Origin of the sequence: Streptomyces sp. NPDC058308 (assembly GCF_042880275.1) — a bacterium.
In the GTDB taxonomy this organism is placed as follows: domain Bacteria; phylum Actinomycetota; class Actinomycetes; order Streptomycetales; family Streptomycetaceae; genus Streptomyces.
Genome location: NZ_JBHVZA010000014.1, coordinates 93544 through 118568, shown reverse-complemented (window position 1 = coordinate 118568; position 25025 = coordinate 93544). Strand labels below are relative to the sequence as shown.

General features: G+C 71.9%; 23 protein-coding genes and 1 tRNA gene. 19 read left to right on the top strand and 5 right to left on the bottom strand.

Annotation, left to right across the window (positions count from 1 at the left end; translation table 11 throughout):
• Positions 1-113: 113 nt before the first annotated feature.
• The 9 genes from galU (at position 114) to ACFVYL_RS20420 (ending at position 7762) form a co-directional block, all read left to right on the top strand.
• On the top strand, positions 114-1025 hold the full coding sequence (gene galU / locus ACFVYL_RS20460) for a UTP--glucose-1-phosphate uridylyltransferase GalU (protein WP_389717964.1): 912 nt from the start codon (positions 114-116) through the stop codon (positions 1023-1025).
• 4 nt (positions 1026-1029) lie between these two features.
• Entirely contained in the window at positions 1030-2376 is a 1347-nt protein-coding gene (gene glp / locus ACFVYL_RS20455; protein ID WP_389717962.1) for a gephyrin-like molybdotransferase Glp, read from the top strand.
• Between the two features lie 84 nt (positions 2377-2460).
• On the top strand, positions 2461-2985 hold the full coding sequence (gene moaC, locus ACFVYL_RS20450; RefSeq protein ID WP_384262678.1) for a cyclic pyranopterin monophosphate synthase MoaC: 525 nt from the start codon (positions 2461-2463) through the stop codon (positions 2983-2985).
• A 134-nt stretch (positions 2986-3119) separates the two neighbouring features.
• Positions 3120-3647 carry a molybdenum cofactor biosynthesis protein B gene (locus ACFVYL_RS20445; RefSeq protein WP_389718188.1) on the top strand — a complete coding sequence of 176 codons (528 nt, stop codon included), beginning with the start codon at positions 3120-3122 and terminating at the stop codon, positions 3645-3647.
• Positions 3644-4267: a GNAT family N-acetyltransferase gene (locus ACFVYL_RS20440; protein ID WP_389718186.1), complete on the top strand. Its 624-nt coding sequence runs from the start codon at positions 3644-3646 to the stop codon at positions 4265-4267. The genes ACFVYL_RS20445 and ACFVYL_RS20440 overlap by 4 nt, the downstream gene beginning before the upstream one ends.
• 218 nt (positions 4268-4485) lie before the next feature.
• Entirely contained in the window at positions 4486-5799 is a 1314-nt protein-coding gene (gene glpR / locus ACFVYL_RS20435) for a gephyrin-like molybdotransferase receptor GlpR (protein WP_389717961.1), read from the top strand.
• Between the two features lie 85 nt (positions 5800-5884).
• Positions 5885-5958: transfer RNA gene (locus tag ACFVYL_RS20430), tRNA-Ala, on the top strand.
• Between the two features lie 118 nt (positions 5959-6076).
• Entirely contained in the window at positions 6077-6535 is a 459-nt protein-coding gene (locus tag ACFVYL_RS20425) for a hypothetical protein (protein WP_389717959.1), read from the top strand.
• Positions 6536-6550: 15 nt separating this feature from the next.
• Positions 6551-7762 (top strand): ATP-binding protein, encoded by a 1212-nt coding sequence (locus ACFVYL_RS20420; RefSeq protein WP_389717957.1) that lies wholly within the window; start codon positions 6551-6553, stop codon positions 7760-7762.
• 198 nt (positions 7763-7960) lie between these two features.
• Here the strand turns inward: ACFVYL_RS20420 and ACFVYL_RS20415 are convergent, their stop codons facing one another.
• Complete coding sequence (locus ACFVYL_RS20415) at positions 7961-8533, bottom strand: GNAT family N-acetyltransferase (protein ID WP_389717953.1); 573 nt, start codon at positions 8531-8533, stop codon at positions 7961-7963.
• A 69-nt stretch (positions 8534-8602) separates the two neighbouring features.
• Here ACFVYL_RS20415 and ACFVYL_RS20410 point away from each other — a divergent pair, with 69 nt between their 5' ends.
• Together ACFVYL_RS20410 and ACFVYL_RS20405 are read left to right on the top strand one after the other, a co-directional pair.
• The gene (locus ACFVYL_RS20410) at positions 8603-9394 is read left to right on the top strand and encodes an exodeoxyribonuclease III (protein WP_389717950.1); all 792 of its coding nucleotides are present in this window, start codon (positions 8603-8605) and stop codon (positions 9392-9394) included.
• Positions 9395-9545: 151 nt separating this feature from the next.
• Positions 9546-10574 carry a DUF6528 family protein gene (locus ACFVYL_RS20405; RefSeq protein WP_389717948.1) on the top strand — a complete coding sequence of 343 codons (1029 nt, stop codon included), beginning with the start codon at positions 9546-9548 and terminating at the stop codon, positions 10572-10574.
• Between the two features lie 12 nt (positions 10575-10586).
• Here ACFVYL_RS20405 and ACFVYL_RS20400 read toward each other — a convergent pair whose 3' ends face one another.
• Positions 10587-11213 (bottom strand): MerR family transcriptional regulator, encoded by a 627-nt coding sequence (locus tag ACFVYL_RS20400; RefSeq protein ID WP_389718183.1) that lies wholly within the window; start codon positions 11211-11213, stop codon positions 10587-10589.
• Between the two features lie 229 nt (positions 11214-11442).
• Here ACFVYL_RS20400 and ACFVYL_RS20395 point away from each other — a divergent pair, with 229 nt between their 5' ends.
• The 3 genes from ACFVYL_RS20395 to ACFVYL_RS20385 are packed head-to-tail and all read left to right on the top strand — an operon-like array spanning position 11443 to position 14818.
• The gene (locus ACFVYL_RS20395; protein WP_389717946.1) at positions 11443-13017 is read left to right on the top strand and encodes a flavin-containing monooxygenase; all 1575 of its coding nucleotides are present in this window, start codon (positions 11443-11445) and stop codon (positions 13015-13017) included.
• Complete coding sequence (locus ACFVYL_RS20390) at positions 13014-13943, top strand: alpha/beta fold hydrolase (RefSeq protein ID WP_389717944.1); 930 nt, start codon at positions 13014-13016, stop codon at positions 13941-13943. The genes ACFVYL_RS20395 and ACFVYL_RS20390 overlap by 4 nt, the downstream gene beginning before the upstream one ends.
• A complete protein-coding gene (locus ACFVYL_RS20385; RefSeq protein ID WP_389717942.1) occupies positions 13940-14818 on the top strand; it encodes an SDR family oxidoreductase in 879 nt (292 codons plus the stop codon). The genes ACFVYL_RS20390 and ACFVYL_RS20385 overlap by 4 nt, the downstream gene beginning before the upstream one ends.
• A gap of 106 nt (positions 14819-14924) precedes the next feature.
• Here the strand turns inward: ACFVYL_RS20385 and ACFVYL_RS20380 are convergent, their stop codons facing one another.
• Together ACFVYL_RS20380 and ACFVYL_RS20375 are read right to left on the bottom strand one after the other, a co-directional pair.
• Complete coding sequence (locus tag ACFVYL_RS20380; protein ID WP_389717939.1) at positions 14925-15098, bottom strand: hypothetical protein; 174 nt, start codon at positions 15096-15098, stop codon at positions 14925-14927.
• A gap of 90 nt (positions 15099-15188) precedes the next feature.
• On the bottom strand, positions 15189-18569 hold the full coding sequence (locus tag ACFVYL_RS20375) for a S41 family peptidase (protein ID WP_389717937.1): 3381 nt from the start codon (positions 18567-18569) through the stop codon (positions 15189-15191).
• 191 nt (positions 18570-18760) lie between these two features.
• Here ACFVYL_RS20375 and ACFVYL_RS20370 point away from each other — a divergent pair, with 191 nt between their 5' ends.
• Both ACFVYL_RS20370 and ACFVYL_RS20365 read left to right on the top strand, forming a co-directional pair.
• Positions 18761-19351, top strand: coding sequence for a TetR/AcrR family transcriptional regulator (locus ACFVYL_RS20370; RefSeq protein ID WP_389717934.1), 591 nt, complete (start codon positions 18761-18763; stop codon positions 19349-19351).
• 99 nt (positions 19352-19450) lie between these two features.
• Entirely contained in the window at positions 19451-21733 is a 2283-nt protein-coding gene (locus ACFVYL_RS20365; protein WP_389717932.1) for an MMPL family transporter, read from the top strand.
• Between the two features lie 79 nt (positions 21734-21812).
• Here ACFVYL_RS20365 and ACFVYL_RS20360 read toward each other — a convergent pair whose 3' ends face one another.
• A complete protein-coding gene (locus ACFVYL_RS20360) occupies positions 21813-22157 on the bottom strand; it encodes an SsgA family sporulation/cell division regulator (protein ID WP_389717929.1) in 345 nt (114 codons plus the stop codon).
• Between the two features lie 217 nt (positions 22158-22374).
• Here ACFVYL_RS20360 and ACFVYL_RS20355 point away from each other — a divergent pair, with 217 nt between their 5' ends.
• Genes ACFVYL_RS20355 through ACFVYL_RS20345 form a run of 3 tightly spaced genes read left to right on the top strand, consistent with a single transcriptional unit; the run spans position 22375 to position 25020 of the window.
• Positions 22375-23493, top strand: coding sequence for an energy-coupling factor ABC transporter permease (locus ACFVYL_RS20355; RefSeq protein WP_389717926.1), 1119 nt, complete (start codon positions 22375-22377; stop codon positions 23491-23493).
• A 1-nt stretch (position 23494) separates the two neighbouring features.
• Positions 23495-24256: a cobalt ECF transporter T component CbiQ gene (gene cbiQ, locus ACFVYL_RS20350; protein WP_389717923.1), complete on the top strand. Its 762-nt coding sequence runs from the start codon at positions 23495-23497 to the stop codon at positions 24254-24256.
• Positions 24244-25020 carry an energy-coupling factor ABC transporter ATP-binding protein gene (locus tag ACFVYL_RS20345; RefSeq protein ID WP_389717921.1) on the top strand — a complete coding sequence of 259 codons (777 nt, stop codon included), beginning with the start codon at positions 24244-24246 and terminating at the stop codon, positions 25018-25020. Before cbiQ ends, ACFVYL_RS20345 begins: the two co-directional genes overlap by 13 nt.
• Positions 25021-25025 lie beyond the last annotated feature (5 nt).

Genomic DNA, 25025 nt, shown 5'->3' with positions numbered 1-25025 from the left:
GTTCCACTGGTTCCGCTCATGGGGATCTCGCAATTCCTTCCTGGTGGGCGCATATGCCGCCGACTTATCCGGATCCACAGATTCCGCACATACGCACCGGATATGGTGGCGCCATGACTGAGTCTCACCCCCCCCACGCCCGGATCACCAAGGCGGTCATCCCTGCCGCGGGTCTCGGCACGCGCTTCCTGCCGGCCACCAAGGCGACCCCCAAGGAGATGCTGCCGGTCGTCGACAAGCCGGCGATCCAGTACGTGGTCGAGGAGGCCGTGTCCGCGGGTCTCGACGACGTCCTCATGATCACGGGTCGCAACAAGCGCCCGCTGGAGGACCACTTCGACCGCAACTACGAACTGGAGTCGGCCCTCCTGAAGAAGGGCGACGAGGCCCGCCTCGCCAAGGTCCAGGAGTCCAGCGACCTCGCGACGATGCACTACGTACGCCAGGGCGACCCCAAGGGGCTCGGTCACGCCGTCCTGTGCGCCGCGCCGCACGTCGGACACGAGCCGTTCGCCGTACTCCTCGGCGACGACCTCATCGACCCGCGCGACCCCCTCCTGGCCCGCATGGTCGAGATCCAGGAGCGGCACGGCGGCAGCGTCATCGCCCTCATGGAGGTGGCCCCCGAGCAGATCCACCTCTACGGCTGCGCGGCGGTCGACGCCACCGAGGATGGCGACGTCGTCAAGGTCACGGGACTGGTCGAGAAGCCCGACGCGGCCGACGCCCCGTCGAACTACGCGATCATCGGCCGCTATGTCCTGGACCCGCACATCTTCGACATACTGCGCAAGACCGAGCCGGGCCGCGGCGGCGAGATCCAGCTCACCGACGCACTGCAGCAGCTCGCCGCGGACGAGAAGATCGGCGGCCCGGTGCACGGCGTCGTCTTCAAGGGCCGCCGCTATGACACCGGTGACCGTGGCGACTATCTGCGTGCCATTGTCAGACTCGCGTGCGAACGTGAAGATCTGGGCCCGGACTTCCAGGCCTGGCTCCGCAGTTACGTCACCGAGGAGATGTAGCACTTTGAGCAGCAGCACGACGACACCGATCACCGCCCAGGACCACTTCTGGTCGGTGGACGAGCATCTGGACGACATCCTCGAGACCGTCCGCCCGCTCGAACCGATCGAGCTCCAACTCCTCGACGCCCAGGGCTGCGTCCTGGTCGAGGACGTCACGGTGCCCGTCTCGCTGCCGCCCTTCGACAACAGCTCCATGGACGGGTACGCGGTGCGGGTCGCCGATGTCGACGGCGCGAGCGAGGAGTTCCCCGCCGTCCTCACCGTCATCGGCGACGTGGCCGCGGGCGCGGGCGCGCAGCCCACCGTCGGCGCGGGCCAGGCGGCCCGCATCATGACCGGCGCCCCGCTGCCGCCCGGCGCCGAGGCCATCGTCCCCGTGGAGTGGACCGACGGCGGCCTGGGCGAGGGCCCCGTCTCCGGAATGCGGGCCCACAGCGCCTCCCCCGAGGGAGCCTCCGGCGAGGTCCGTGTGCACCGCCCCGCAGAGGCCCGCGCGCACGTCCGCGCGCGGGGCAGCGACGTCCAGACCGGCGACCGCGCCCTGACCGCGGGCACCGTCCTCGACCCCCCGCAGATCGCCCTGCTCGCCGCCATCGGGCGCGGCACGGTGAAGGTGCGCCCCCGCCCCCGCGTGGTCGTCATGTCCACCGGCAGCGAACTGATCCAGCCCGGCGAGCAGTTGGCCGAGGGCCAGATCTACGACTCCAACAGCTTCGCCCTCACCGCCGCCGCCCGCGACGCCGGAGCCATCGCCTACCGCGTGGGCGCGGTCGCCGACGACGCGGAGACGCTGCGCTCCACCATCGAGGACCAGCTGATCCGCGCCGACCTCATCGTCACCACGGGCGGCGTGAGCGTCGGCGCGTACGACGTCGTGAAGGAGGCGCTGTCCTCCATCGGCGACCCGGAGGACGAGGACGGCATGGGCGCGGGCAGCGGCGTGGAGTTCCGCAAGCTCGCCATGCAGCCGGGCAAGCCGCAGGGCTTCGGCTCCATCGGCCCCGACCACACCCCGCTGCTCGCCCTTCCGGGCAACCCCGTCTCCTCGTACGTCTCCTTCGAGCTCTTCGTGCGCCCCGCGATCCGCACGCTCATGGGGCTGCCCACGGTCCACCGGCCCACCGCGCGCGCGGAGCTCCTCGCGGACAAGGCGCTGCGCTCGCCGTCGGGGCGCCGTCAGTTCCTGCGGGGGAGGTACGACGCGGAGGCGGGCCGCGTGACGCCCGTCGGCGGTTCCGGCTCGCATCTGATCGCCGCCCTCGCGCACGCGGACGCGCTGATCGTCATCCCCGAGGATGACACCTCGGTGGAGCCGGGCGCCGAGGTCGAGGTGGTCCTGCTCGGCTGAGGGGGCCGCCCGCGCGGTACCGTGTCGCGCACAACAGGCCCGCGCGCCGCACCGCGCGGAGCCCGGACCGGGAGCGCCAAGCACATGACCGCGATTTCCCGGGGGGACACCCCCGGAGCCCCTGAGCAGCAGCGACTGACCCACATCGACGAGGCGGGCGCGGCCCGCATGGTCGACGTGTCGGCCAAGGACGTGACCGCCCGCACCGCCCGCGCCAGCGGCCGCGTACGGGTCTCGCCCCGCGTGATCGAACTGCTGCGCGGCGAGGGCGTACCCAAGGGCGACGCCCTGGCCACCGCGCGGATCGCGGGAATCATGGGCGCCAAGCGCACCCCTGACCTCATCCCGCTCTGCCACCCGCTGGCCGTCTCCGGAGTCAAGCTCGACCTCTCGGTGGCGGACGACGCCGTCGAGATCCTCGCCACCGTGAAGACCACCGACCGCACGGGCGTCGAGATGGAGGCGCTCACCGCGGTGAGTGTCGCCGCCCTCACGGTCGTCGACATGGTCAAGGCCGTCGACAAGGGCGCCGTCATCACCGACGTACGCGTCGAGGAGAAGACCGGCGGTAAGTCGGGGACGTGGAGCCGCGAAGGAGCCGGGGCGTGAGCAGGGGCGACGGGCACGCGCGCGTGGAGCACGATTCGGCACCCGGACCGGACGAGGTCCCGGGCCGCACGGCAGGGCGCGAGCCGGGCGAGGCGCGGGGTGAAGAGGCACGGGGTGAAGGGGAGCGGCAGGCGCTGGACGCGTCCGCGGGCGGCGCCCGGCTCGCGCCGTACAGCGCGCTCGTGGTGACCGCTTCCAACCGTGCCGCCGCCGGTGTCTACGCGGACAAGGGCGGCCCGATCCTCGCCGAAGGGCTGGCCGCGCTCGGTTTCGCCGTCGACGGGCCGCAGGTCGTGCCGGACGGCGATCCGGTCGGGGCCGCCCTGCGCGCGGGCGTCGACGCCGGCTACGACGTCATCCTCACCACCGGCGGCACCGGCATCTCGCCCACCGACCGCACCCCGGACGTCACCCGTCGTGTCATCGACCACGAGGTGCCGGGCATCGGGGAGGCGATCCGCGCGTACGGCAGGGACAAGGTCCCCACCGCCGTCCTGTCGCGCGGACTCGCCGGGGTGGCGGGCCGGACGCTGATCGTGAACCTGCCGGGCTCCACGGGAGGTGTACGCGACGGTCTCGCCGTCCTGGAGCCGTTGCTGCGGCACGCGGTCGACCAGCTGCGCGGCGGCGATCATCCCGCCCCTCCAGGGGGTGCGAGCTGAACAGCCCTTCCTGGCCCGTCGAACTGACGGACGGCGACGTCGTCCTCCGTCCGATAAAGCTGCGTGACCAGCGGGCCTGGCGTGAGGTCAACCGGCGCAACCGGGACTGGCTGCGCCCCTGGGAGGCCACGATCCCGCCGCCCACTCCCAGCGGCCCGATCGTGCACCGTCCCACGTACCGTCAGATGGTCCGCCATCTGCGCGCGGAGGCCGGCGCGGGCCGGATGCTGCCGTTCGTCATCGAGTACCAGGGCCGCCTCGTCGGGCAGTTGACGGTCGCCGGGATCACCTGGGGATCGATGTGCTCGGGCCATGTCGGCTACTGGGTCGACGAGTCCGTCGCGGGCCGCGGGGTCATGCCGACCGCCGTCGCGCTCGCCGTCGACCACTGCTTCCGCTCGGTCGGACTGCACCGTATCGAGGTGTGTATTCGCCCCGAGAACACGCCGAGCCGTCGGGTCGTGGAGAAACTCGGATTCCGCGAGGAGGGGCTTCGGCCGCGCTATCTCCACATCGACGGTGCGTGGCGCGATCATCTCGTCTTCGCGCTGACGACCGAAGAGGTACCGGAAGGGTTGTTGCGCCGCTGGCACCAGGCGCGACCTCGGAACACGGCGTAGAGCTGTTCCTGACCCGCATAAATGAAATGTGTGTTCGAAATTGATCGCCGATCGACCGTCCGAGACGGGTATGAGTCTTGTCTCAGGCATTAATTTCACGCTGACGGCGGCCTGTTGATCGCATCAGTCGCAAAAAAAGTTCGAGATATCAGCCAGATCGTGCGACACACCGACTCAATTGGCAGATGGCCTCACGGAAACCCCTCTACCGTGTGAGCGTGAGCAGCAGCGGCCTCATCTACGCAGTCATCGTCGGGGCCTGGGCCGCCTACTTGGTGCCGATGTGGCTCCGTAGGCAGGACGAGCTGAACGAAGCCCGTCCGACGGAACGCTTCAGCACCGCCATCCGGCTGCTGTCCGGACGGGCGGGCATGGAGCGCCGATACGCCAAGGACCTGCAAACGCGCTCGCCCGAGGAGGGGGAGTCGCGCGACGACGCGGACGGCATCACCGGCTCGGTGGACGTCCGGTCCTTCGCCGCGCCTCCATCCGATACGGGAGAGCACGGCACGGACCGGGCGGACTCCCAGGAGGAGCGGGCGCAGCCTCCCGCGGAGCGGGCCGAACCCGTGGCCCGACCGCAGGCGCGCCCCGAGCGCGAACCCGAACGCGCACGCGAACCCGAACGCGCACGCGAACGCGAATCCGAACCCGCACGCGAATCCGTCCCGGCCCCCCGGGCCAAGGCGCCGGTCAGGGCGACGCCCGCGCAGCGCGCCGCACGCGCCGCATCGGCGGAGGCCGCCGCGCGCGCCCGGCGCACGAAGGTCCTCGCCAGGCGCCGGCGTACGACGATGCTCCTCTTCCTCGCCTTCACGGTCGGCGCGGTCGTCGCCGGGGTCGGCGGGCTCGCCTTCCTGTGGGCGCCCACCGTGCCCGCAGTGCTGTTGAGCGCGTACATCGTCTATCTGCGCGGCCAGGAGCGGCGCCGCTTCACCTACACGATGGACCGGCGCAGGGCCGAGATGGCGGCGCAGCGGCTGCGCGAGCGGCAGCCGCGGCGCAGGCCCGCGAGCCCGGAGCCCCTCGCCGACGAGGCGGCGGAGGACGGCCCCGCGGTCGAGACGGAGACCGGCCTGTCCGCGCTCGCCGCGGACCGCCGCGCCCTCGTCGAGCAGACCGACCACGCCGAGTGGGTCGACCAGCAGCGCGAGCGGCAGCGCGGTCCCGGTCGCGGCGACAGCTGGGACCCGGTCCCGGTGCCGCTGCCGACGTACGTGACCGCGCCGGTCGCCCCGCGTGCCACCGGCAGCGTCGACCTGGGCTCGCCCGACGCCTGGAGCGCGGCGCGCTCCAGCACGGCGGAGCCGTCCGCAGAGCGCGTCGCCGAGCGCGCTGCGGAGCGCGTCGCCGACCGGGAGCGGCCGGCCGAGGCGCCGGGTGACATCGACGGGGCCGAGGGCGCCGACGCCGATGGCGGTCGCAGCGACAAGCGACGGGCGGCGTCCGCGCGGCGGGCTCGTGAGCGCGGCCGCACGCCGCTCTTCGACCAGTACGAGGACGGCGGCCGGCCGCGCGCGGCCAACGAGTGAAGCGTCGTGAGGCCGCCCTGGCTGACCAGCCAGGACCGGATTTCCGAGCACCCCGGTGGGGGTGCTAGAGTTTCACTCGTTGCAAGGGCCTGTGGCGCAGTCTGGTAGCGCACCTCGTTCGCATCGAGGGGGTCTGGGGTTCAAATCCCCACAGGTCCACTGCACATGAGATCCCGTCCAGTTCATCGAACTGGGCGGGATCTTTGCGTTGGGTCGTGCTGGGCCCCATGTGGTCCGCCCCACGTGTGCTTTGCATGGCTGTGGATACATTTGATCCATGTTGTCCCCTTTGAGGATTGCCGCTGTGTGCGGCGTCACGTTCGCCGCCCTCTCGGTGGGCGGGTGCGCCGAACCTCAGGGGCTGCGGGTGGAAGGGGCCGCGCTGCGGCCCTCCCGGGTGGCCGGGCCCGTCTATCTGGCCGACGTGACCGGGCGGCCGTTGCAGCAGCCGGCGTCGGTGGGGCTCACCGAGTCCGTGACGCTCACGGAGTTGAGCTGGCGGGACTGGGGCGGGCCGACCGCGCGGGCCACCGGGAAGCTGAGCGGCGCGTGGTGCGAGCCCGGCTGCGCGAAGAAGCCGTACGACGCGACGCTGACCCTCAGCGGTCTGGAGCGGCAGGACTACGTGGCGTCCTACCGGCGGGCCACCGTCGAGCCGAAGACGCCGGGGGAACTTCCCTCCGCCGCGGTGAACGTGCAGTTCCAGGGGATCCGCCTGTCGGTCCCGGATCTCTGAGGCGCGGGGAACGGCATGGGGCTGCGTACCAAGATCGGCATCGCCATCGCGGGCACCGCCGCGCTGGTGTCCGTCGTGATGGGGCTCCTCGTGCACCACCGCACCGTCGAGGCGCAGTACGCAGGCGCGCGCAGCCAGATCGGCGACCGGCTGCGGACCGCCGTGCAGGACCACGCGGCCGGGATCGACGGGGACCGTACCCTCATCGACCCCGCCGATCTGCCGGGGCCGCTCGCCGGGGCCGTGGCGAACGGGCGGTGGGGCGTCTACCTGGACCGGAAGGGGCGGGTGCCGCAGCTGTGGGCGGCGAGCAAGTACGACAGGGAGGTCGTCGCGCTGAAGCGGCCCTACGACAGGGAGACGGAGACCGTCCGTGACCTGGACCGGGTGCTGTGGATCTCCGGAGGGTTCGGGACCGCGCTGGCCTGTGTGGCGGGGCTGCTCGTCGCCACGCGGCTCGGTCACCGGTTGCGGGCCAAGGCGGGGGCGGCGCAGCGCATCGCGGAGGGAGATCTGACGGCGCGGCTCCCGCTGCGCGGCAAGGACGAGATCACCCGGCTCGCGGCCGCGGTGAACACCATGGCCGACGCGCTCGCGGCGCGGCTGCAGGCCGAGCGCGAGGTGACGGCGAACATCGCGCACGAGCTGCGGACGCCGGTGGCCGGCATGGTCACGGCGGCCGGACTGCTGCCGCCGGGACGCCCCTCCGAGCTGGTGCGCGAGGCCGCGCAGCGGCTGCGGGAACTGGTCGACGACGTCATCGAGGTGGCGCGGCTCGACGGGGCGGGCGAGCAGGTCGCGGCCGAGGTGTGCGGGCTGGGGGAGTTGGTCCGCGGGTCGGCCGCGGCGGGGGCCGCGGGGGCGGCCGGTGTGACGGTGGACGTGGTGCGGGACGTGGAGGTGGTGACCGACCCCAGGCGGGTGGAGCGGGTGGTCGCCAACCTGGTCAGCAACGCGTTGCGGCACGGAGCGGCGCCGGTGACGGTCGAGGTCGACGCCGGGGTGGTGCGGGTGCGGGACGCCGGGGGCGGGTTTCCGGAGTCCCTGCTGTCCGGCGGGCCGCAGCGGTTCCGGAGTGGGTGCGGAGAGAAGGGAGTGGGGCTCGGACTCGGACTGACGATCGCGCAGGGCCAGGCCCGGACGCTGAAGGCCGGACTGCGGTTCAGCAATCCGGCGGGGGGCGGCGCGCTGGCCGAGTTCGATCTGCGGTCGGCTGTGCGGGGCTAGGCCCTGTCGTCAAACTCGCGTCTGCCTCGCGGCGTCTGGCACGCACGCTCGCCGCGTTGTCGGGCTCATCCCGGTACGCCCAGTACCGGGATGACCCTCCGCCTTGCGATCGCACGCACCAGACGCCGCGAGGCCGCCCTCCGGGCGAACGACGCGAGATTGACGACAGGGCCTAGGGGCGGCGGGTCCCGGCGAGGGCTACAGGGCCTTCGCGTAGCAGCGGCTCAGGTCGTCGAAGCGGTAGTGGCCGAACTTCGCCGGGGCGGGTATGTAGCCGCTGGAGGTGTAGAGCGTGATCGCCTCGGGCTGCTTCGTGCCGGTCTCCAGGACCATGCGGACGCGGCCCGCCGCCTTCGCGTCCGCCTCGAGCGCCGCGAGTATCCGGCGGGCGAGGCCGAGACCGCGGGCTTCGGGGGTGACGTACATCCGCTTCAGCTCGGCGTCGCCGTCCTGATACCCCTCGCCGTTCTCGTCCATGCGGCGCCAGCCGCCCGTCGCGAGGGCGGTGCCGTGCTCGTCGTACGCGATGAGGTAGAGCCCACGAGGCGGCTCGAACATGGTGGGGTCGAGGGGTGTGACGTCGCCCTCGTCGCCGTAGCGCTCCGCATATTCGAACTGGACGCGGTCGTTGAGCCGGACCGCGTCGGGGTGCGCGAAGGTGACGGCGCGCAGGTGGACGGGGGCGGCGGCACCGGCCGGAGCGGGTACGGGGGCGGCGGCACCGGCCGGGGCGGGCGCGGGGTCGGCGGCCTCGCGAGCTTGGATATCCATGCGCTCCATCGTACTTCTATGCGATACGGGTGGGAGTTCTGGCGTCCAGTGTGCCGGTATCGTGCCGGGATGCTCACTGTGACTTCCGTGAATGTGAACGGCCTGCGCGCCGCCGCCAAGAAGGGCTTCGTGGAGTGGCTCGCCGAGACCTCGGCCGACGTGCTGTGCCTGCAGGAGGTGCGCGCCGAGGAGAAGCAGCTGCCGGACGAGGTGCGGGCTCCCGAGGGCTGGCACGTCGTGCACGCGCCCGCCGCCGCGAAGGGCCGCGCGGGAGTCTCGCTGTACACGCGCCGTGAGCCGGACCGGGTGCGGGTCGGCTTCGGGTCGCAGGAGTTCGATGGCAGTGGCCGGTACGTCGAGGCCGATCTGCCGGGCGTCACCGTCGCCAGCCTGTATCTGCCCTCCGGCGAGGTCGGCACCGAGCGGCAGGACGAGAAGGTGCGGTTCATGGGGGAGTTCCTCGTGTACCTCAAGGAGCTCAAGGCGCGGGCCGCCGCCGAGGGGCGGCACGTCGTCGTCTGCGGCGACTGGAACATCGCCCACCAGGAGGCCGACCTCAAGAACTGGAAGGGCAACAAGAAGAACTCCGGCTTCCTGCCCGAGGAGCGCGCCTGGCTGGACGAGGTCTTCGAGGAGTACGAGGACGTCGTGCGCCGGCAGCACCCGGGCGTCGAGGGCCCCTACTCGTGGTGGTCCTACCGTGGGCGCGCCTTCGACAACGACACGGGCTGGCGCATCGACTACCACGTGGCGACGGAGGGGCTCGCCGGGCGCGCGGTGAAGGCGTACGTGGAGCGGGCCGCGAGCCACGCCGAGCGGTGGAGCGACCACGCGCCGGTGACGGTGGTCTACGACCTGTAGCCCGTCCCCGCCCGTCCCCGCCCGTCCCCCAACGGGGTGGTCGGCGGCGGGACACGGACACAAAGTCCGGCGGAGGGCTGTCCCGGGACCGGACGGCATGGCAGATTGCGGTCGCGCACCTGACCAACTGCCCAGGTTCCGGGGGGATTTCATGGCTGCCGTGCCATCGAGACGTGCCGTCGTGCTGGGTGCGGCGGGTGCCGGGATCGCGGTGGCGCTGCCCACCGCACGGGCGTTCGGGACGGGCGGTGGTGGCGGGGTTCCCGCCGGGACACCGCCCGTTCTGCTGACCGAGCAGGCGAGCAGGCGGATCCTCGTGCTCGACCCGCGGCGCCGGGTCTGGGACCCGGCTGTCGACCCGTCCGCCGTGTGCTGGGAGTTCTCGCCGCTCGGCGACCCGCGCTACAGGGACCTGGACCCGGACATGAGCTGGGTGTACCCGTGCGAGGCGAAGGTGCGGCTGCACCGGCGGCGCACGTACGTCCTGACCACGGCGTCGTTCGGCTTCGTGGCCGTCGTCGAGCACCCGACGGGCCGGCGGTACTGGGGCACGGCCATCGGGCCCGGCGACGATCTGTTCAATCCGCACAGCGCGGAGCTGCTGCCCGACGGCAATGTGGCCGTCGCGTGCAGCACCGGCGCGCGGGTGCGGCTGTACGCCGCGTCGCGGGGGCCGCGGTCCGCGCGGTACACGGAGGCGGAGCTCAAGGGCGCGCACGCGCTGCACTGGGACGCCGCGCGCGAGGTGCTGTGGGCCCTCGGCGACGACGAGTTGGTGACGTACGCGGTGGGCGGCAAGGCCGCGCGGCCCACGCTGACGCGGCTGTCCGCGGTGGGGCTTCCGGTCGGCGCGCCGGGGAGGACGCCGGGCGGGCACGACTTGTTCCCGGTCGCCGGGCGGCCGGGAAGGCTGTGGGTGACGACGGGTGCGGCGGTGTTCCAGTACGAGACGCGGAGCGGGGAGTTCGTGCGGGACTTCGCCGGGTACGAGACGATCTCGCGGAAGTCGGTGAAGGCCGTCGGGGACGACCCGCGCACCGGGCAGGTCGTGACCACCGTGCCGGAGAGCGGGCTCGGCGAGACCTGGTGGACCACGACGGTGAGCGTGCACCGGCCGGAGAGTTCCTACAAGTACGTCAACGGCGGCATCTACAAGGCGCGTTGGTGGCTCCCTCGCTGAACTCCTGTGGTTTCAGCTCTGCTTGAGGCGGCGGTCCAGGGCCATCGAGAGTTCCGCCTCCACCACGCTCTTGGCGAGCGGGCGCAGCTGGTCGATGTCCACCTCCGCGGTGTCGGGGACGTGGGCGCGCATGACCGTGATGAACAGCTCCGCCAGTGAGTCGGCGTGTTCGCGCACGCGCTGGCCCGCTTCGAGGACCGCGGCCAGCGGAACTCCCTTGCGCACCAGGGTGGATGAGGCCTCCAGGAGGCGGCGGCTGATGTGGACCAGCTCGTCGCCGTCGGTGCCGAGATAGCCGAGGTCGAGGGCGGCGACGAGGTTCTCGGGGGTGACCTCGCCCGCGAAGTGGTCGGCGAGTTCCTCGGGGGTGAGGCGGACCGGCTGCTCCTCGGTCGGCTCGCCGAGGCCGAGGAGTTCGCCGACGTCGCGGCCCTTCTCGAAGGCGTCGGCGAGCTCGGCGATGCCGTTCAGGGTGTGGCCGCGTTCCAGGAGGGCGGCGATGGTGCGCAGTCTGGCCAGGTGGTGCTCGTCGTACCAGGCGATGCGGCCCTCGCGGCGCGGCGGCGGGATCAGGCCGCGCTCGCGGTAGAAGCGCACGGTGCGCACGGTGATGCCGGCCTCCTGCGCCAGCTCCGCCATGCGGTACTCCCTGACGCCACCACCCGTACCGACGCCACCACCGCTACCGACGCCACCACCGCCGTCGTCGTCCGCGGGTCGCTCTGCTTGGTCTGCCACGCCAGAAGCCTATGTTGTACCGCCGGTAACTTTCCTGGCTCCCACCCCTACCCATCAGTACGCGGGTGTTCTACTCTCCGAATTGCGCCAGTGGTTACTGGCAGAGTCGTGTACTTCGGGAGGCGGCGGCATGGCCGAGCGCGAGCGGAGCCCTGAGCAGGGGCGCGAGCACGAGCACGTACGGGTGGCGGTGATCGGATCCGGGTTCGGTGGTCTCGGGGCCGCCGTGCGGCTGCGCCGCGAGGGCATCACCGACTTCGTCGTCCTGGAACGGGCCGGCGCGGTGGGCGGCACCTGGCGGGACAACAGCTATCCGGGCTGCGCCTGCGACGTGCCCTCGCACCTGTACTCCTTCTCCTTCGCGCCCAACCCGGACTGGCCGCGCACCTTCTCGGGCCAGGAGCGCATCCGCGAGTACCTGGAGCACGTGGCCGACACCTTTCGGCTGCGCCCGCACATCCGCCTCGACACCGAGGTGAAGCTGATGCGCTGGGACGCCGGGCAGCTGCGCTGGGAGATCGAGACCAGCAAGGGCACCCTCACCGCCGACGTCGTCGTCTCCGCCACCGGGCCGCTCTCCGACCCCAAGACCCCGGACATCCCCGGCATCGACACCTTCCCCGGCAAGGTCTTCCACTCCGCCCGCTGGGACCACGACTACGACCTGAGCGGCAAGCGCGTCGCGATGATCGGCACCGGCGCCTCGGCCATCCAGATCGTCCCCGAGATACAGAAGAAGGTCGGCAGGCTCACCCTCTTCCAGCGCACGCCCCCCTGGGTGATGCCGCGCGCGGACCGGGCCATCACCGGCGTGGAGCGCTGGCTGCACAAGCAGCTGCCGTTCACCACGCAGGCCAGGCGCGGACTCCTGTGGGGCATCCGGGAGTTGCAGGTCCAGGCGTTCACCAAGCGGCCCAACGAGCTCGGCATGGTCGAGCAGATCGCCAAGCGGAACATGTACCGGGCGATCAAGGACCCGGTGCTGCGGGCCAAGCTGACGCCCACGTACCGCATCGGCTGCAAGCGCATCCTGCTCTCCAACTCCTACTACCCGGCGCTGGCCAAGCCCAATGTGGACGTCGTCGCGAGCGGTCTGGCCGAGGTGCGGGGCAACACCGTCGTCGCCGCCGACGGCACGGAGACCGAGGTCGACGCGATCATCTTCGGCACCGGGTTCCACGTGACGGACATGCCGATCGCCGACCGGGTCGTCGGTGAGGAGGGGCTCACGCTCATGGAGACCTGGAAGGACGGCATGAACGCGCTGCGCGGCGCGACCGCCGCCGGGTTCCCCAACTGGATGACGATCATCGGCCCGAACACCGGGCTCGGCAACTCCTCCATGATCCTCATGATCGAGTCCCAGCTGAACTACATGGCGGACTACCTGCGGCAGTTGAACGTGCTCGGCGGCAGCGCCGCGCTCGCGGCCAGGCCGGACGCCGTACGCGTCTGGAACGACCGGGTGCAGGAGCGGATGAAGCGCACGGTGTGGAACACCGGCGGCTGCAACAGCTGGTACCTCGACAAGAACGGCGTCAACACCACCGTGTGGCCCGGCACGACCACCGAGTTCCGGGCGGCGACCCGCCGGGTCGACCTCTCCGAGTACGAGGTGCTGCGGCCTCCGAAGCCGCTGGAGGCCGTGTCCGGCTCCGGTGCGAAGAAGAAGCCCGGGACCAAGAAGGTCGAGGCCGGGGCATGAGCCGACCGACCCATGTGACCAGCGGGCCCTACGCGCCGCCCGTCGCCAGCCGGGAACTCACCGCGGTCTCCGCCGACGGTGCCCGCGTCCACGTCGAGGTGCACGGCCCCGAGGGCGCGCCCGCCGTCGTGCTCACCCACGGCTGGACCTGCTCGCCCGCCTTCTGGGCCGCGCAGATACGGGCGCTCGCCGTCGACCGCCGGGTCATCGCGTACGACCAGCGTGGGCACGGGCGCAGCGCGGCACCGTCGGGAGCCGAGGGCTACAGCACGCAGGCGCTCGCCGACGATCTCGAGGCGGTCCTCGCGGCGACGCTCGCGCCGGGCGAGCAGGCCGTGCTCGTGGGGCACTCCATGGGCGGCATGACGATCATGGCCGCGGGCGGCCGGGACCGGGTGCGCGAGCACACCGCCGCGGTCCTGCTCTGCAGTACGGGGAGTTCGGCGCTGGTCGCCGAGTCGACGGTGGTGCCGCTGCTGCGGGCAGGGCGGGTGCGGACCCGGATCACCCGCTCGGTGCTCGGCTCGCGCGCGCCGCTCGGGCCCGTGACGCCGCTGGCCAGACGCATCCTCAAGTACGCGACGATGGGCCCCGGCGCCGCGCCCGAGCGGGTCGACGCGTGCGCCCGGATCGTGCACGCCTGCCCGAGGATCGTGCGCCACGGCTGGTCGCATGTCCTCGAATCGCTCCAACTGGACGTCGAGGTGGGCGCGTTGCGGGCGCCCACCGCCGTCATCGCCGGGACGGCCGACCGGCTGACCCCCGTCGTGCACGCGCGGCGGATCGCGGCCGCGCTGCCGAACGGCGTGGGCCTCACCGAACTGGCCGGCGTCGGGCACATGACGCCCATCGAGGCGCCGGAGGCCGTCACCGCCCGGATCAACGAACTCGTCGCAACGTACGTACAGGTCAAGGAGGGCGCATGAACAGGGTCAGCCTGGAAGGGCAGGTCGCGGTCGTCACCGGCGCGGCGCGCGGAGTCGGTGAGCTGCTCGCCCGCAAGCTGTCGGCGCGCGGCGCGAAGGTCGCCCTCGTCGGCCTGGAGCCGGACGAGCTGAAGCTGGTGTCGGAGCGGCTGCACACCGAGTCCGCGCACTGGCACGCGGACGTCACCGACCACGTGGCGATGGCGCGGGTCGCCCAGGAGGTCAAGGAGCACTTCGGCAAGGTCGACATCGTCGTCGCCAACGCGGGTGTGGCCAGCGGCGGGCCCTTCCTGGAGTCCGACCCGGACGCCTGGCGCCGCGTCATCGAGGTCAACCTCATCGGCAGCGCGGTGACGGGCCGGGCCTTCCTGCCCGTCCTGATGGAGAGCCGCGGCTATCTGCTGCAGATCGCCTCGCTCGCCGCGATCACCCCGGCGCCGATGATGACGGCGTACTGCGCGTCGAAGTCGGGCGTCGAGGCGTACGCGCACGCGCTGCGGGCCGAGGTCGGCTACAAGGGCGTCAAGGTCGGCGTCGGCTATCTGTCCTGGACCGACACGGACATGGTGCGGGGCGCGGACCAGGACGACGTGATGCGGGAGCTGCGCTCCAGGCTGCCGTGGCCGTCCAACAAGACGTATCCGCTGGGTCCGGCGGTCGACCGGATCGTCGCGGGCATCGAGCGGCGCTCCAGCCATGTGTACGCGCAGTGGTGGCTGCGGGGCATGCAGGGCATCCGCGGCTATCTCCCGGGCGTCATCGGCGCGGTGGGCCAGCGGGAGATGCGGCGCTTCGAGCCGCGGCTCGGCACCGTCTCGACGGGTCTGGTCGGCGCGGGCGGTTCCGCGGACGAACGGGCGCGGTCCGGCGCCTGACGCCACCGGACGCGCAGCACGGGTCCGACGCCACCGGACGCGCAGCACGGCAAGAGGCCCGCCCGGCGTCCCGGGGGGCCTCTTGGTGTTCACGCTCCGCGCGGCGTCAGGCGTCGTAGTCCTGGTCGAACTTGTCCTGCTGCTCCTGAGCGGCGTCCTGCGCCTCGTCGGGAGCCTGCGAGGCGCGGTCACGTGCCTCGTCGCCCTTGTCGCCCACGGCGCTCTTGGCCTTGCCGGCGAGGTCGTTGGCCTTGTCCTGGAACTGGTCCTTGATGCCCATGCGTTTCACTCCCGTAGTGGGTGGGGGGATGGGGCCTCGACCAGATTTACACGGGCGGACATTCTGTGCATTTCGATCATGGGGAGGGTTTCAGGAGCGCGGCGGGAGCGGTGGACGGCGGCGGTCCGGGACGTCCGAGTGGCCCGGGGCCGAGGCCGCCGGATTCTGCTCCAGGAGGTCGAGCGCCAGCTGCACCGCGTCGTCGAGCTGGGCGTGCCGCCCCTCCGCCCAGTCCAGCGGCGTCCGCAGGATGTCCAGGTCCGGGGCGACGCCGTGGTTCTCCACGCTCCAGCCGTACGCGTCGAACCAGCCCGCGTTCATCGGCACCGTGATCACCGTGCCGTCGCCGAGCCGGTGCCGCCCGGTCATGCCGACCACGCCGCCCCAGGTGCGCTGGCCGATGACGGGACCGAGCCCGAGCAGCTTGAAGGCGGCCGTGATCATGTCGCCGTCCGAGGACGTCGCCTCGTCCGCGAGGGCCACCACCGGGCCGCGGGGCGCGTTCGACGCGTACGAGACGGGCTCGGCGTTGCGCGTCAGGTCCCAGCCGATGATCTTGCGTGTCAGCTTCTCGATGACGAGTTCGCTGATATGGCCGCCCGCGTTGCCGCGCACGTCCACGATCAGGGCGGGCCGGTCCACCTCAAGGCGCAGGTCCCGGTTGAACTGGGCCCAGCCCGAACCGCCCATGTCGGGGATGTGCAGATAGCCGCACTTGCCGCCGCTCAACTGCCGTACGACCTCACGGCGTTTGGCCACCCAGTCCTGATAGCGCAGGGGGCGTTCGTTGATGAGGGGGACGATCGCGACCCGGCGGGGGCGGCCGTCGCGCTCCGCGGCGCGGAAGGTGAGCTCGACCGTCGTGCCGCCCGCCGCCGAGAGGAGGGGGTAGGGGCCGGTGACCGGGTCGACCGGGCGGCCGTCGATGTGCGTGAGGATCGCGCCCTCCCGGATGCCCGCTCCGGCCAGCGGTGAGCGGGCCTTGGAGTCGGAGGAGTCGCCGGGCAGGATCCGTTTGACCATCCAGCCCTCGTCCCGGTGCACGAGGTTGGCGCCGAGCAGGCCCATGGCGCGCTGGTAGTGCGGCGGGCCCTCGTTGCGGCGGGCCGCGGAGACGTACGCGTGGGAGGTGCCCAGCTCGCCGAGTACCTCGCGCAGCAGGTCCGCGAACTCGTCGGGGGACGCGACGCGTTCGACAAGCGGCCGGTACTGGGCGAGCACCGCGTCCCAGTCGATGCCGCACATCCCCGGGTCCCAGAAGTAGGCGCGGATGATCCGGCCCGCCTCGTCGTACGACTGGCGCCACTCGGCGGCCGGGTCGACCTCGTGCAGGATGCGGCGCAGGTCGATCCAGACGGTCGTGTCGCCGTCGCCCACCTCCGTGGAGGGCACGGCGCTCAGGTCGCCCTCGTCGACGACCACGAGCCGGGTGCCGTCGCCGCTCAGCGCGAACCAGTCGAGGTGGTCGACGAGTTGGGACTTCTTCGTCTTGGTGATGCTGAAGTGTTCGAGGGTGGGACGGCCCGAGGTGTCGGCCGGGTTGGCGAAGGTCTCGCCGAGCGCGCCCGAGATCGGCCAGCGCAGCCAGACCAGGCCGCCGCCGCTGACGGGCTGCAGCGCCGAGTACTTCGAGGCGGCGACCGGGAACGGCGTGACCCGCGCCTCCAGGCCCTCGACCTCCACCGTCGTGGTGCCGTAGCCCCCGCCGCCGTCGGCCGGGTCGAGGCCGCCCGCCGCCGGGCGCCCGTCGGGCAGCAGCGCGAAGGGGGACGGCGTCGCCGACGACAGCGGTACGAGGTAGGGGCGGCAGCCCAGCGGGAAGGACAGGTCGCCGGTGTGCACGTCGTAGACGGGGTCGAAGCCGCGCCAGGAGAGGAAGGCGAGGTAGCGGCCGTCGCGGGTGAAGACGGGGTTCTCGTCCTCGAAGCGGCCGTTGGTGACGTCGACGACCGTGCGCGCGAAGGGACCCTCGATGCGTGCCAGCTTGATCTGGCGCAGGGAGCGGCCGACGCCCGGGTGCGACCAGGTGAGCCACGTGCCGTCGGGGGAGAAGGCGAGGTCGCGGACGGGTCCGTTGACGGAGCGGATGAGTTCGGTGACGTCGCCGTCGGAGCTCTCGGGCTCGGTGAGGCTGTCGGGGTTGTCCGGGCCCGCGGATCCCTCCGGACTCCCTGCCCCGTCCGTCCCCGTGTCGTCGGCCGCCCCGTCGGACACCGTGATCAGGAGCAGCCGGCCGTCGTTCGAGGCGACGGCGAGGCGTTTGCCGTCGGGGTCGGCCACCAGCTCCTGGACACGGCCGAGCCGCCCGCTCGCGAGTCTGCGCGGCGCGCGGTCGCCGCTGGCCCGCGGCAGCGAGGCGATCTCGACGGCGTCCTCGCCCTCGGCGTCGGTGACGTAGGCGACCTGTCCGCTGGTGCCGAGCATCTCGGGGAGGCGGACCCGTACGCCCGGGGTGTCGGTGATGGTGCGGGCCGGGCCGTCCCGGTGGGTGAGCCAGTAGAGGGAGCCGCGTACGACGACGGCGCTGGCGCGGCCCGTCGTGTCCACACAGAGCGCGTCGAGGTGCTGCGCGGCCGGCACCTGGTAGACCCGCCGCCCGGCCCGCGGCCCGCCGAGCCGCACGTCGAGCCGGCGCGGCACGGAGCCCGCCGAGAGGTCGTCGACCAGCCAGATCTCGCCCGCGCACTGGTAGACGACGCGGGTGCCGTCGGCGGCCGCGTGCCGGGCGTAGAAGGTGTCGTGGTCGGTGTGGCGCCGCAGGTCGGTGCCGTCGGGCAGGCAGGAGTAGAGGTTGCCGATGCCCTCGTGGTCGGAGAGGAAGGCGATGCGCCCGGACACGAACATCGGGGAGTCCAGATGCCCGTCGAGGTCGGCGAGGATCTGCTTGCCGTGCACCCACAGGCGGCCCGTCGCGCCGCCCCGGTACCGCTTCCAGGCGGCGGGCTCGTGCGGCGGCTTGCCCGTCAGGAGCAGCGTCTTGCGGTCGCACTCGCCGTCGGCGAGGGAGTCGGTGATCGCGATGTCCCAGACCGGGCCCCAGGGCAGCTTGCCGCCGGGGGAGCCGTCGACGGGCACGCTGTAGGCCCAGCAGAAGTACGAGAAGGGCTGGCCGTGCGAGGACACGGCGAGGATGTCGCCGTCGGGGGACCAGCCGCAGACCCGGGTGTCGGTGCTGCCCCAGTAGGTCAGGCGGCGCGAGGGGCCGCCGGCCACCGGGGCGAGGTGGATCTCCGGGTCGAGGCTGCGCCAGGTCGTGTACGCGATGTGGCGGCCGTCCGGCGAGAAGCGGGGGTGGCTCACCTTGGTCCGGTCGACGGTGAGCCGCCAGGCCCGGCCGGCCGGGGAGCTCTCCGGGGTGAGGGGGGCCACCCACAGGTCGTCCTCGGCGGCGAAACAGAGGCGGTCGCCGCTGAGGTGCGGGAATCGCAGGTAGGAGCGGTCGGCCTGGGCATCTTCGCGCGCGTCGGTCACCTCACCATGCTTTTCCGCCCCGCAGGCGGCGGCAACTCGTGCCGGGGGTGAATCCGGAGCGAGGGGGGACACGGCGGGAGAGAAGGTGACGCAGCACACGTACGAAACGGTTTCGTTTCGTTAGATGGCGACGTACAGTCTCGGTGTACGAAACCGTTCCGTTCCGTTCCTTACCGCAGGAGGTGAAGATCATGACTGAGTCGGTGACCGTCCGACGCAGCCGGATCACGCCCGAGCGCGAGGCCGAGCTGTACGCGGCCGTGCTCGACCTGCTGCGCGAGGTCGGCTACGACGCCCTCACCATGGACGCCGTCGCGGCCCGTACCCGGTCCAGCAAGGCCACCCTCTACCGCCAGTGGGGGAGCAAGCCGGAGCTGATCGCCAAGGCGCTGCGGCACAACAAGCCGGCGTCCCTCGCGGACATCGACACCGGGTCGCTGCGCGGCGACCTGTACGAGATGGTGGCCCGCTCGGACGACTGCCAGATGGAGAAGGACGCCGCGCTGATGCGGGGCCTGTTCCATGCCGTCCATGACAACCCCGAACTCCACCAGGCGCTGCGGAACCTGCTCATCGAGCCGGAGCTCACCGGCCTGAACGACCTGTTGCGCAGGGCGGTGGAGCGCGGCGAAGTCGCCCCGGACAATCCGGCCCTTGAGTTCGTCGTCCACATGATGGTGGGCGGTTTCGCGGCCCGGGACCTCATCGAGGACCGCCCGGTCGACCGCGAGTTCCTCGCCTCGTACATCGATGCCGTGATCCTCCCCGCACTCGGCGTCTGACCCGACCGACCCTCTCTCCCTGACGCGCACCGCTCACGTCGTCGGGCTGACCTCCCCTGCCCAATCCGGACACCACGACCTGACCGGGAGTACGCCCTCGTGGCCACTTTCCTCTACAAACTCGGCAAACTCGCCTTCAGGCGACGCCACTTCGTCGCCCTCATCTGGGTGGCGCTCCTGACGCTCGCCGGGGTCGGCGCCGCGTCCGCGCCCACCGCCGCCTCCAGCAGCTTCTCCATACCCGGCACGGAGGCCCAGAAGGCCTTCGACCTCCTGGAGAAGCGGGCCCCCGAGGCCAGCGCGGACGGGGCGAGCGCCCGCGTCGTCTTCAAGGCGCCGGACGGCGAGAAGGTCACCGACAAGGCCAACAAGGCCGAGATCGACAAGACCGTCGCCGCCCTGAGGTCCGGCTCGGACCAGGTGGCCCGCGCGGACAGCCCCTTCAAGGCCAAGACCGTCAGCAAGGACGGCTCCACGGCGTACGCCTCCGTCTCGTACAAGGTCACCTCGATGGAGCTGACCGACGACGACCGCGACGCGCTGGAGAAGACCACCGACAAGGCGCGCGAGTCCGGGCTCACGGTCGAGGTCGGCGGCGACGCGCTGCAGGCCATGCCCGAGACCGGGGCCACCGAGGTCATCGGCATCGCGATCGCCGCGGTCGTCCTCATCATCACGTTCGGCTCGCTGATCGCGGCCGGTCTGCCGCTGCTCACCGCGCTGATCGGGGTCGGCATCGGCGTCTCGTCGATCACCGCGCTCGCCAACGCCCTTGACCTCGGCACCACCACCTCGACGCTCGCCATGATGATCGGCCTCGCGGTCGGCATCGACTACGCGCTCTTCATCGTCTCGCGCTACCGCGGCGAACTCGCCGACGGCCGCGACCGCGAGGAGGCGGCGGGCCGCGCCGTCGGCACCGCGGGCTCGGCGGTCGTCTTCGCCGGACTCACCGTGGTGATCGCCCTGGTCGGCCTCGCCGTGGTCAACATCCCGATGCTCACCAAGATGGGCTTCGCCGCGGCCGGCACGGTCGTCATCGCCGTCCTCATCGCCCTCACGCTCATCCCGGCGCTGCTCGGGTACGCGGGCAGGCGGGTCATGCCGATGGGCGAGAAGAGCAGGCTGTTCGGCGGCGGCAAGAAGAAGGCCGCCGCGGAGAAGGCCGCCTCGGAGAAGAACGCCGCGGGGAAGACCGCCGCGGGGAACGGCGGCGAGCCGAAGCAGAACATGGGCACCCGCTGGGCCCGCTTCGTGGTCCGCCGCCCGGTCGCCGTGCTGCTCGTCGGCATCGTGGGCCTCGGCGCCGCGGCCCTGCCGGTCTCGCAGCTGGAGCTCGGTCTGCCGGACGACGGCGCGCAGCCGACGTCCACGACCCAGCGCAAGGCGTACGACCTGGTTTCCGACGGCTTCGGCCCCGGCTTCAACGGTCCGCTGATGGTCGTCGGCGACCTGGAGGGCGCCGACGACCCGAAGGCCGCGGCCGGTGAGATCACCAAGACGATCTCCAAGCTCGACGACGTCCTGACCGTCGCCCCGCCGATGCTCAACAAGGACAAGGACACCGCGATCATCAGCGTCGTCCCGTCCTCCAAGCCCAGCGGCATCGAGACCGAGGACCTGGTCCACTCGATCCGCGACACCGGCGCGCAGATCAAGTCCGGCACCGGCGCCGACATCATGGTCACCGGCACCACGGCCATGAACATCGACGTCTCGCAGAAGCTCAACGACGCCCTGCTGCCCTACCTGGCACTGGTCGTGGGCCTCGCCTTCCTGCTCCTGATCATCGTCTTCCGCTCGGTCCTGGTCCCGCTCAAGGCGGCCCTCGGCTTCCTGCTCTCGGTCCTCGCGGCCCTCGGCGCGGTCGTCGCGGTCTTCCAGTGGGGCTGGCTCGGCTCGCTCTTCGGCGTCGAGCAGACCGGCCCGATCATGTCGATGATGCCGATCTTCATGGTGGGCGTCGTCTTCGGCCTCGCGATGGACTACGAGGTCTTCCTCGTGACCCGGATGCGGGAGGCGTACGTCCACGGGGAGCGGCCCGGCCAGGCGATCGTGACCGGCTTCCGGCACGGGGCCCGGGTCGTCTCGGCGGCGGCGGTCATCATGATCGCGGTGTTTGCCGGCTTCATCGGCTCGTCCGAGCAGATGGTGAAGATGATCGGCTTCGGCCTCGCGATCGCCGTCTTCTTCGACGCGTTCGTGGTCCGCATGGCGCTGGTGCCCGCGGTTCTGGCGCTGCTCGGCAAGAAGGCGTGGTGGCTGCCGAAGTGGCTGGACCGCGCGCTGCCGAACGTGGACGTCGAGGGCGAGGGGCTGCGCACGGAGGCGGAGAAGGGCGCCGGGTCCGCGGACGCGGGCCGGGAGCCGGCGCGGGTCTGAGGCCCGCCGCCCGGGACGTCCTGGACCTAAGAGCCTGTGTCATATCCCCGGTCGCCCGGCCGGGGATATGACACAGGCCCTAATGGGTGACCGGGGTGGCGGCCGCGTAGGTGCGGCGCAGGAAGCGGATCAGCGCCGACGCGTCGAACTGGACGACCGTCACCCCGTCCCTGTCGTGGAACTCCAGGACGGTCTGGACCCGGCCGCACGGCCAGACCTGGACGTCGCCGGAGGTGACCGGGGCCCGCAGGCCCTGCTCCAGGAGCTGCCGGGCGAGAACCCGGTGGGGGGAGCCGGGGAGGCCGATCCGCACCGCGTGCGGGTCGGCCTCCGCGTCGTAGTGGAGCATGACGGGGACGGCGCGGTGGCCCTCGGAGGAGTCCGTGACGAGGTGGGCGCGTGCGTACTGCTCGACTGCGGACATCACCGAACTCCTCTTCCCACCGGGCACTTCGTCGGGCCTTTCTTCACCAATGTCCCATATGTCCGGCTATCCGCTGCGAGTGGGTTGCGAGTAGGCGTAGCCGATTCGGGACCGCAGCGCTCTTGCAAACCGTTTGCAACAAGGCCCTATCATTGAACGGTTCACGAGCGTCACGAGCGATCTGCCCTGTCCAGGGCCCCTGCCCAGGAGCGAGCTCATGCATGTCCCCGACGGGTTCATCAATGTCCCGGTGTCCGCTGCCGCGGGGGTCGCCGCGGCCGGCGCCGTGGCCGTCAGCCTCAAGGGCGCGCGGCGGGAGCTGGACGAGCGGACCGCGCCGCTCGCCGGTCTGGTCGCGGCCTTCATCTTCGCCGTCCAGATGCTGAACTTCCCCGTCGCGGCCGGGACCAGCGGACATCTGCTCGGCGGCGCGCTCGCCGCGATCCTCGTCGGCCCCTTCACCGGGGTGCTCTGCGTCTCCGTCGTGCTGCTCATGCAGGGCGTGCTCTTCGCGGACGGCGGCCTCACCGCGCTCGGCGTGAACATCTCCGACATGGCGATCGTCACCACCGTCGTCGCCTACGCCGTCTTCCGCGGCCTGGTGAAGGTGCTGCCCCGCGGCCGCCGCTCCGTGACGGTCGCCTCCTTCACCGCGGCACTGCTCTCCGTGCCCGCCGCCGCGGTCGCCTTCACCCTCATCTACGCCATCGGCGGTACGACCGACGTCTCCATCGGCAAGGTCGCCACCGCCATGGTCGGCGTACACGTCCTCATCGGCATCGGCGAGGCCGCGATCACCGCGCTCACGGTCGGCGCCGTCATCGCCGTACGGCCGGACCTGGTGTACGGGGCCCGCGGCCTGACCCGGCCGCTGAAGCTGCGCGTCGGCGGGGAACTGGTGGACGCGCCCGCCGCCGAGCCGGTGCCGGTCGCGGCCCGGTCCACCCGCAAGGTGTGGATCGCGGGCATCGTCACCTCCCTCGTCCTCGCGGGCTTCGTCAGCTTCTACGCCTCGGCCGACCCCGACGGCCTGGAGAAGGTCGCCCACGACAAGGGCATCGACGAGAAGGCCGAGGACCACGCCGCCGCGGACTCGCCGCTGGCCGACTACGGGGTGAAGGACGTCACCGACGCCCGTATCTCCGGGGGGCTCGCCGGGGTGATCGGCGTGGGCGTCACGGTCGTGGCCGGGTCGGCGGTGTTCTGGGCGCTGCGCAGGCGCCGTACGGGTGACGCTTCGGCGACCGCCGTGCCCGAGACCCTGGACGCGCCCGATGCCCCCGACGCGTCCGAGGCCTCCGACGCGTCCGGGGCCCGCGCGTCCGAGAGGGCCTGACATGGGCGCGGGCCACGCCCACCGGCTCTACCGCCGGGGCGGCTCGCCGGTGCACGCGCTGCCCCCGCACACCAAGCTCGCGGCCGTCTTCTGCTTCGTGATCGTCGTGGTCTCCACCCCGCGCGAGGCGATGTGGGCCTTCGGTCTCTACGCGGTGCTGCTCGGCGTCGTCGCGTACGCCGCCCGCATCCCGGCCGGGTTCCTGCTGAAGCGGCTGCTGATCGAGATCCCGTTCGTGGCGTTCGCCGTGCTGATGCCCTTCGTCGCCCAGGGCGAGCGCGTCGACGTCCTCGGCCTGTCCCTCAGCGTCAACGGCCTCTGGGGCGCCTGGAACGTCCTGGCCAAGGGCACGCTGGGCGTCGCCGCCTCCGTACTGCTCGCCGCCACGACCGAGCTGCGCGCCCTGCTCCTCGGACTGCAGCGGCTGAAGCTGCCCCCGCTCCTGGTCCAGATCGCCTCGTTCATGATCCGGTACGGCGACGTCATCACGGACGAGATGCGCCGCATGAAGATCGCCCGCGATTCGCGCGGTTTCGAGGCGCGGGGCGTGCGGCAGTGGGGCGTCCTCGCCAAGTCCGCGGGCGCGCTCTTCATCCGCTCGTACGAGAGGGGCGAGCGCGTGCACCTGGCCATGGTCAGCCGCGGTTACGCCGGGTCGATGCCGGTCATCGACGAGGTGGAGGCCTCCCGGGCGCAGTGGACGTACGCGCTGGCCCTGCCGCTGACCGCACTCGTCGTATGCCTGTTGGGATGGACCCTGTGACCTCTGCACCCCCCGCCGCGCCCTCTCTGGAAGTGGCCGGACTGGCCTTCGCCTACCCCGACGGGCACCAGGCGCTCTTCGGCGTCGACCTCACCGTCGGGCGCGGCGAGCGCGTCGCCCTGCTCGGGCCGAACGGCGCGGGCAAGACGACCCTCGTACTGCACCTGAACGGCATCCTGACCGGCGGCGCGGGCACGGTCACCGTGGCCGGGCTGCCCGTCGGCAAGCGGCACATGGCGGAGATCAGGCGCCGGGTCGGCATCGTCTTCCAGGATCCGGACGACCAGCTGTTCATGCCGACGGTGCGCGAGGACGTGGCGTTCGGCCCCGCGGCGGCCGGGATGCGCGGGCCGGAGCTCGAGGCGCGCGTACAGAAGGCCCTCTCCCTGGTCGGCATGGCGGAGTTCGCGGACCGGCCGCCGCACCACCTCTCCTTCGGGCAGCGGCGCAGGGTGGCGGTCGCGACGGTGCTGGCGATGGAGCCGGAGATCCTGGTCCTGGACGAGCCGTCCTCGAACCTCGACCCGGCCTCGCGGCGCGAGCTGGCCGACATCCTGCGGTCCCTGGACGTGACGGTCCTGATGGTCACGCACGACCTGCCGTACGCCATGGAGCTCTGCCCCCGTGCGCTGATCCTCAGCGAGGGCGTCATCGCGGCGGACGGCCCGACGGGCGAGCTGCTCTCCGACGAGGGCCTGATGAGCGCGCACCGCCTGGAACTGCCCTTCGGCTTCGATCCGAAGACGGTAAGGGCGGGAAGCTAGGGAAT

Coding starts and splice junctions, on each gene's coding strand:
- ACFVYL_RS20355 (WP_389717926.1), top strand. CDS start 22,375: ATGCATGTCCCCGACGGGTTCATCAATGTCCCGGTGTCCGCTGCCGCG.
- ACFVYL_RS20385 (WP_389717942.1), top strand. CDS start 13,940: ATGAACAGGGTCAGCCTGGAAGGGCAGGTCGCGGTCGTCACCGGCGCG.
- ACFVYL_RS20405 (WP_389717948.1), top strand. CDS start 9,546: ATGGCTGCCGTGCCATCGAGACGTGCCGTCGTGCTGGGTGCGGCGGGT.
- ACFVYL_RS20415 (WP_389717953.1), bottom strand. CDS start 8,533: ATGGATATCCAAGCTCGCGAGGCCGCCGACCCCGCGCCCGCCCCGGCC.
- moaC (WP_384262678.1), top strand. CDS start 2,461: ATGACCGCGATTTCCCGGGGGGACACCCCCGGAGCCCCTGAGCAGCAG.
- ACFVYL_RS20390 (WP_389717944.1), top strand. CDS start 13,014: ATGAGCCGACCGACCCATGTGACCAGCGGGCCCTACGCGCCGCCCGTC.
- ACFVYL_RS20400 (WP_389718183.1), bottom strand. CDS start 11,213: ATGGCGGAGCTGGCGCAGGAGGCCGGCATCACCGTGCGCACCGTGCGC.
- ACFVYL_RS20420 (WP_389717957.1), top strand. CDS start 6,551: ATGGGGCTGCGTACCAAGATCGGCATCGCCATCGCGGGCACCGCCGCG.
- ACFVYL_RS20425 (WP_389717959.1), top strand. CDS start 6,077: ATGTTGTCCCCTTTGAGGATTGCCGCTGTGTGCGGCGTCACGTTCGCC.
- ACFVYL_RS20345 (WP_389717921.1), top strand. CDS start 24,244: ATGGACCCTGTGACCTCTGCACCCCCCGCCGCGCCCTCTCTGGAAGTG.
- ACFVYL_RS20395 (WP_389717946.1), top strand. CDS start 11,443: ATGGCCGAGCGCGAGCGGAGCCCTGAGCAGGGGCGCGAGCACGAGCAC.
- ACFVYL_RS20380 (WP_389717939.1), bottom strand. CDS start 15,098: ATGGGCATCAAGGACCAGTTCCAGGACAAGGCCAACGACCTCGCCGGC.
- ACFVYL_RS20370 (WP_389717934.1), top strand. CDS start 18,761: ATGACTGAGTCGGTGACCGTCCGACGCAGCCGGATCACGCCCGAGCGC.
- cbiQ (WP_389717923.1), top strand. CDS start 23,495: ATGGGCGCGGGCCACGCCCACCGGCTCTACCGCCGGGGCGGCTCGCCG.
- ACFVYL_RS20360 (WP_389717929.1), bottom strand. CDS start 22,157: ATGTCCGCAGTCGAGCAGTACGCACGCGCCCACCTCGTCACGGACTCC.
- galU (WP_389717964.1), top strand. CDS start 114: ATGACTGAGTCTCACCCCCCCCACGCCCGGATCACCAAGGCGGTCATC.
- ACFVYL_RS20410 (WP_389717950.1), top strand. CDS start 8,603: ATGCTCACTGTGACTTCCGTGAATGTGAACGGCCTGCGCGCCGCCGCC.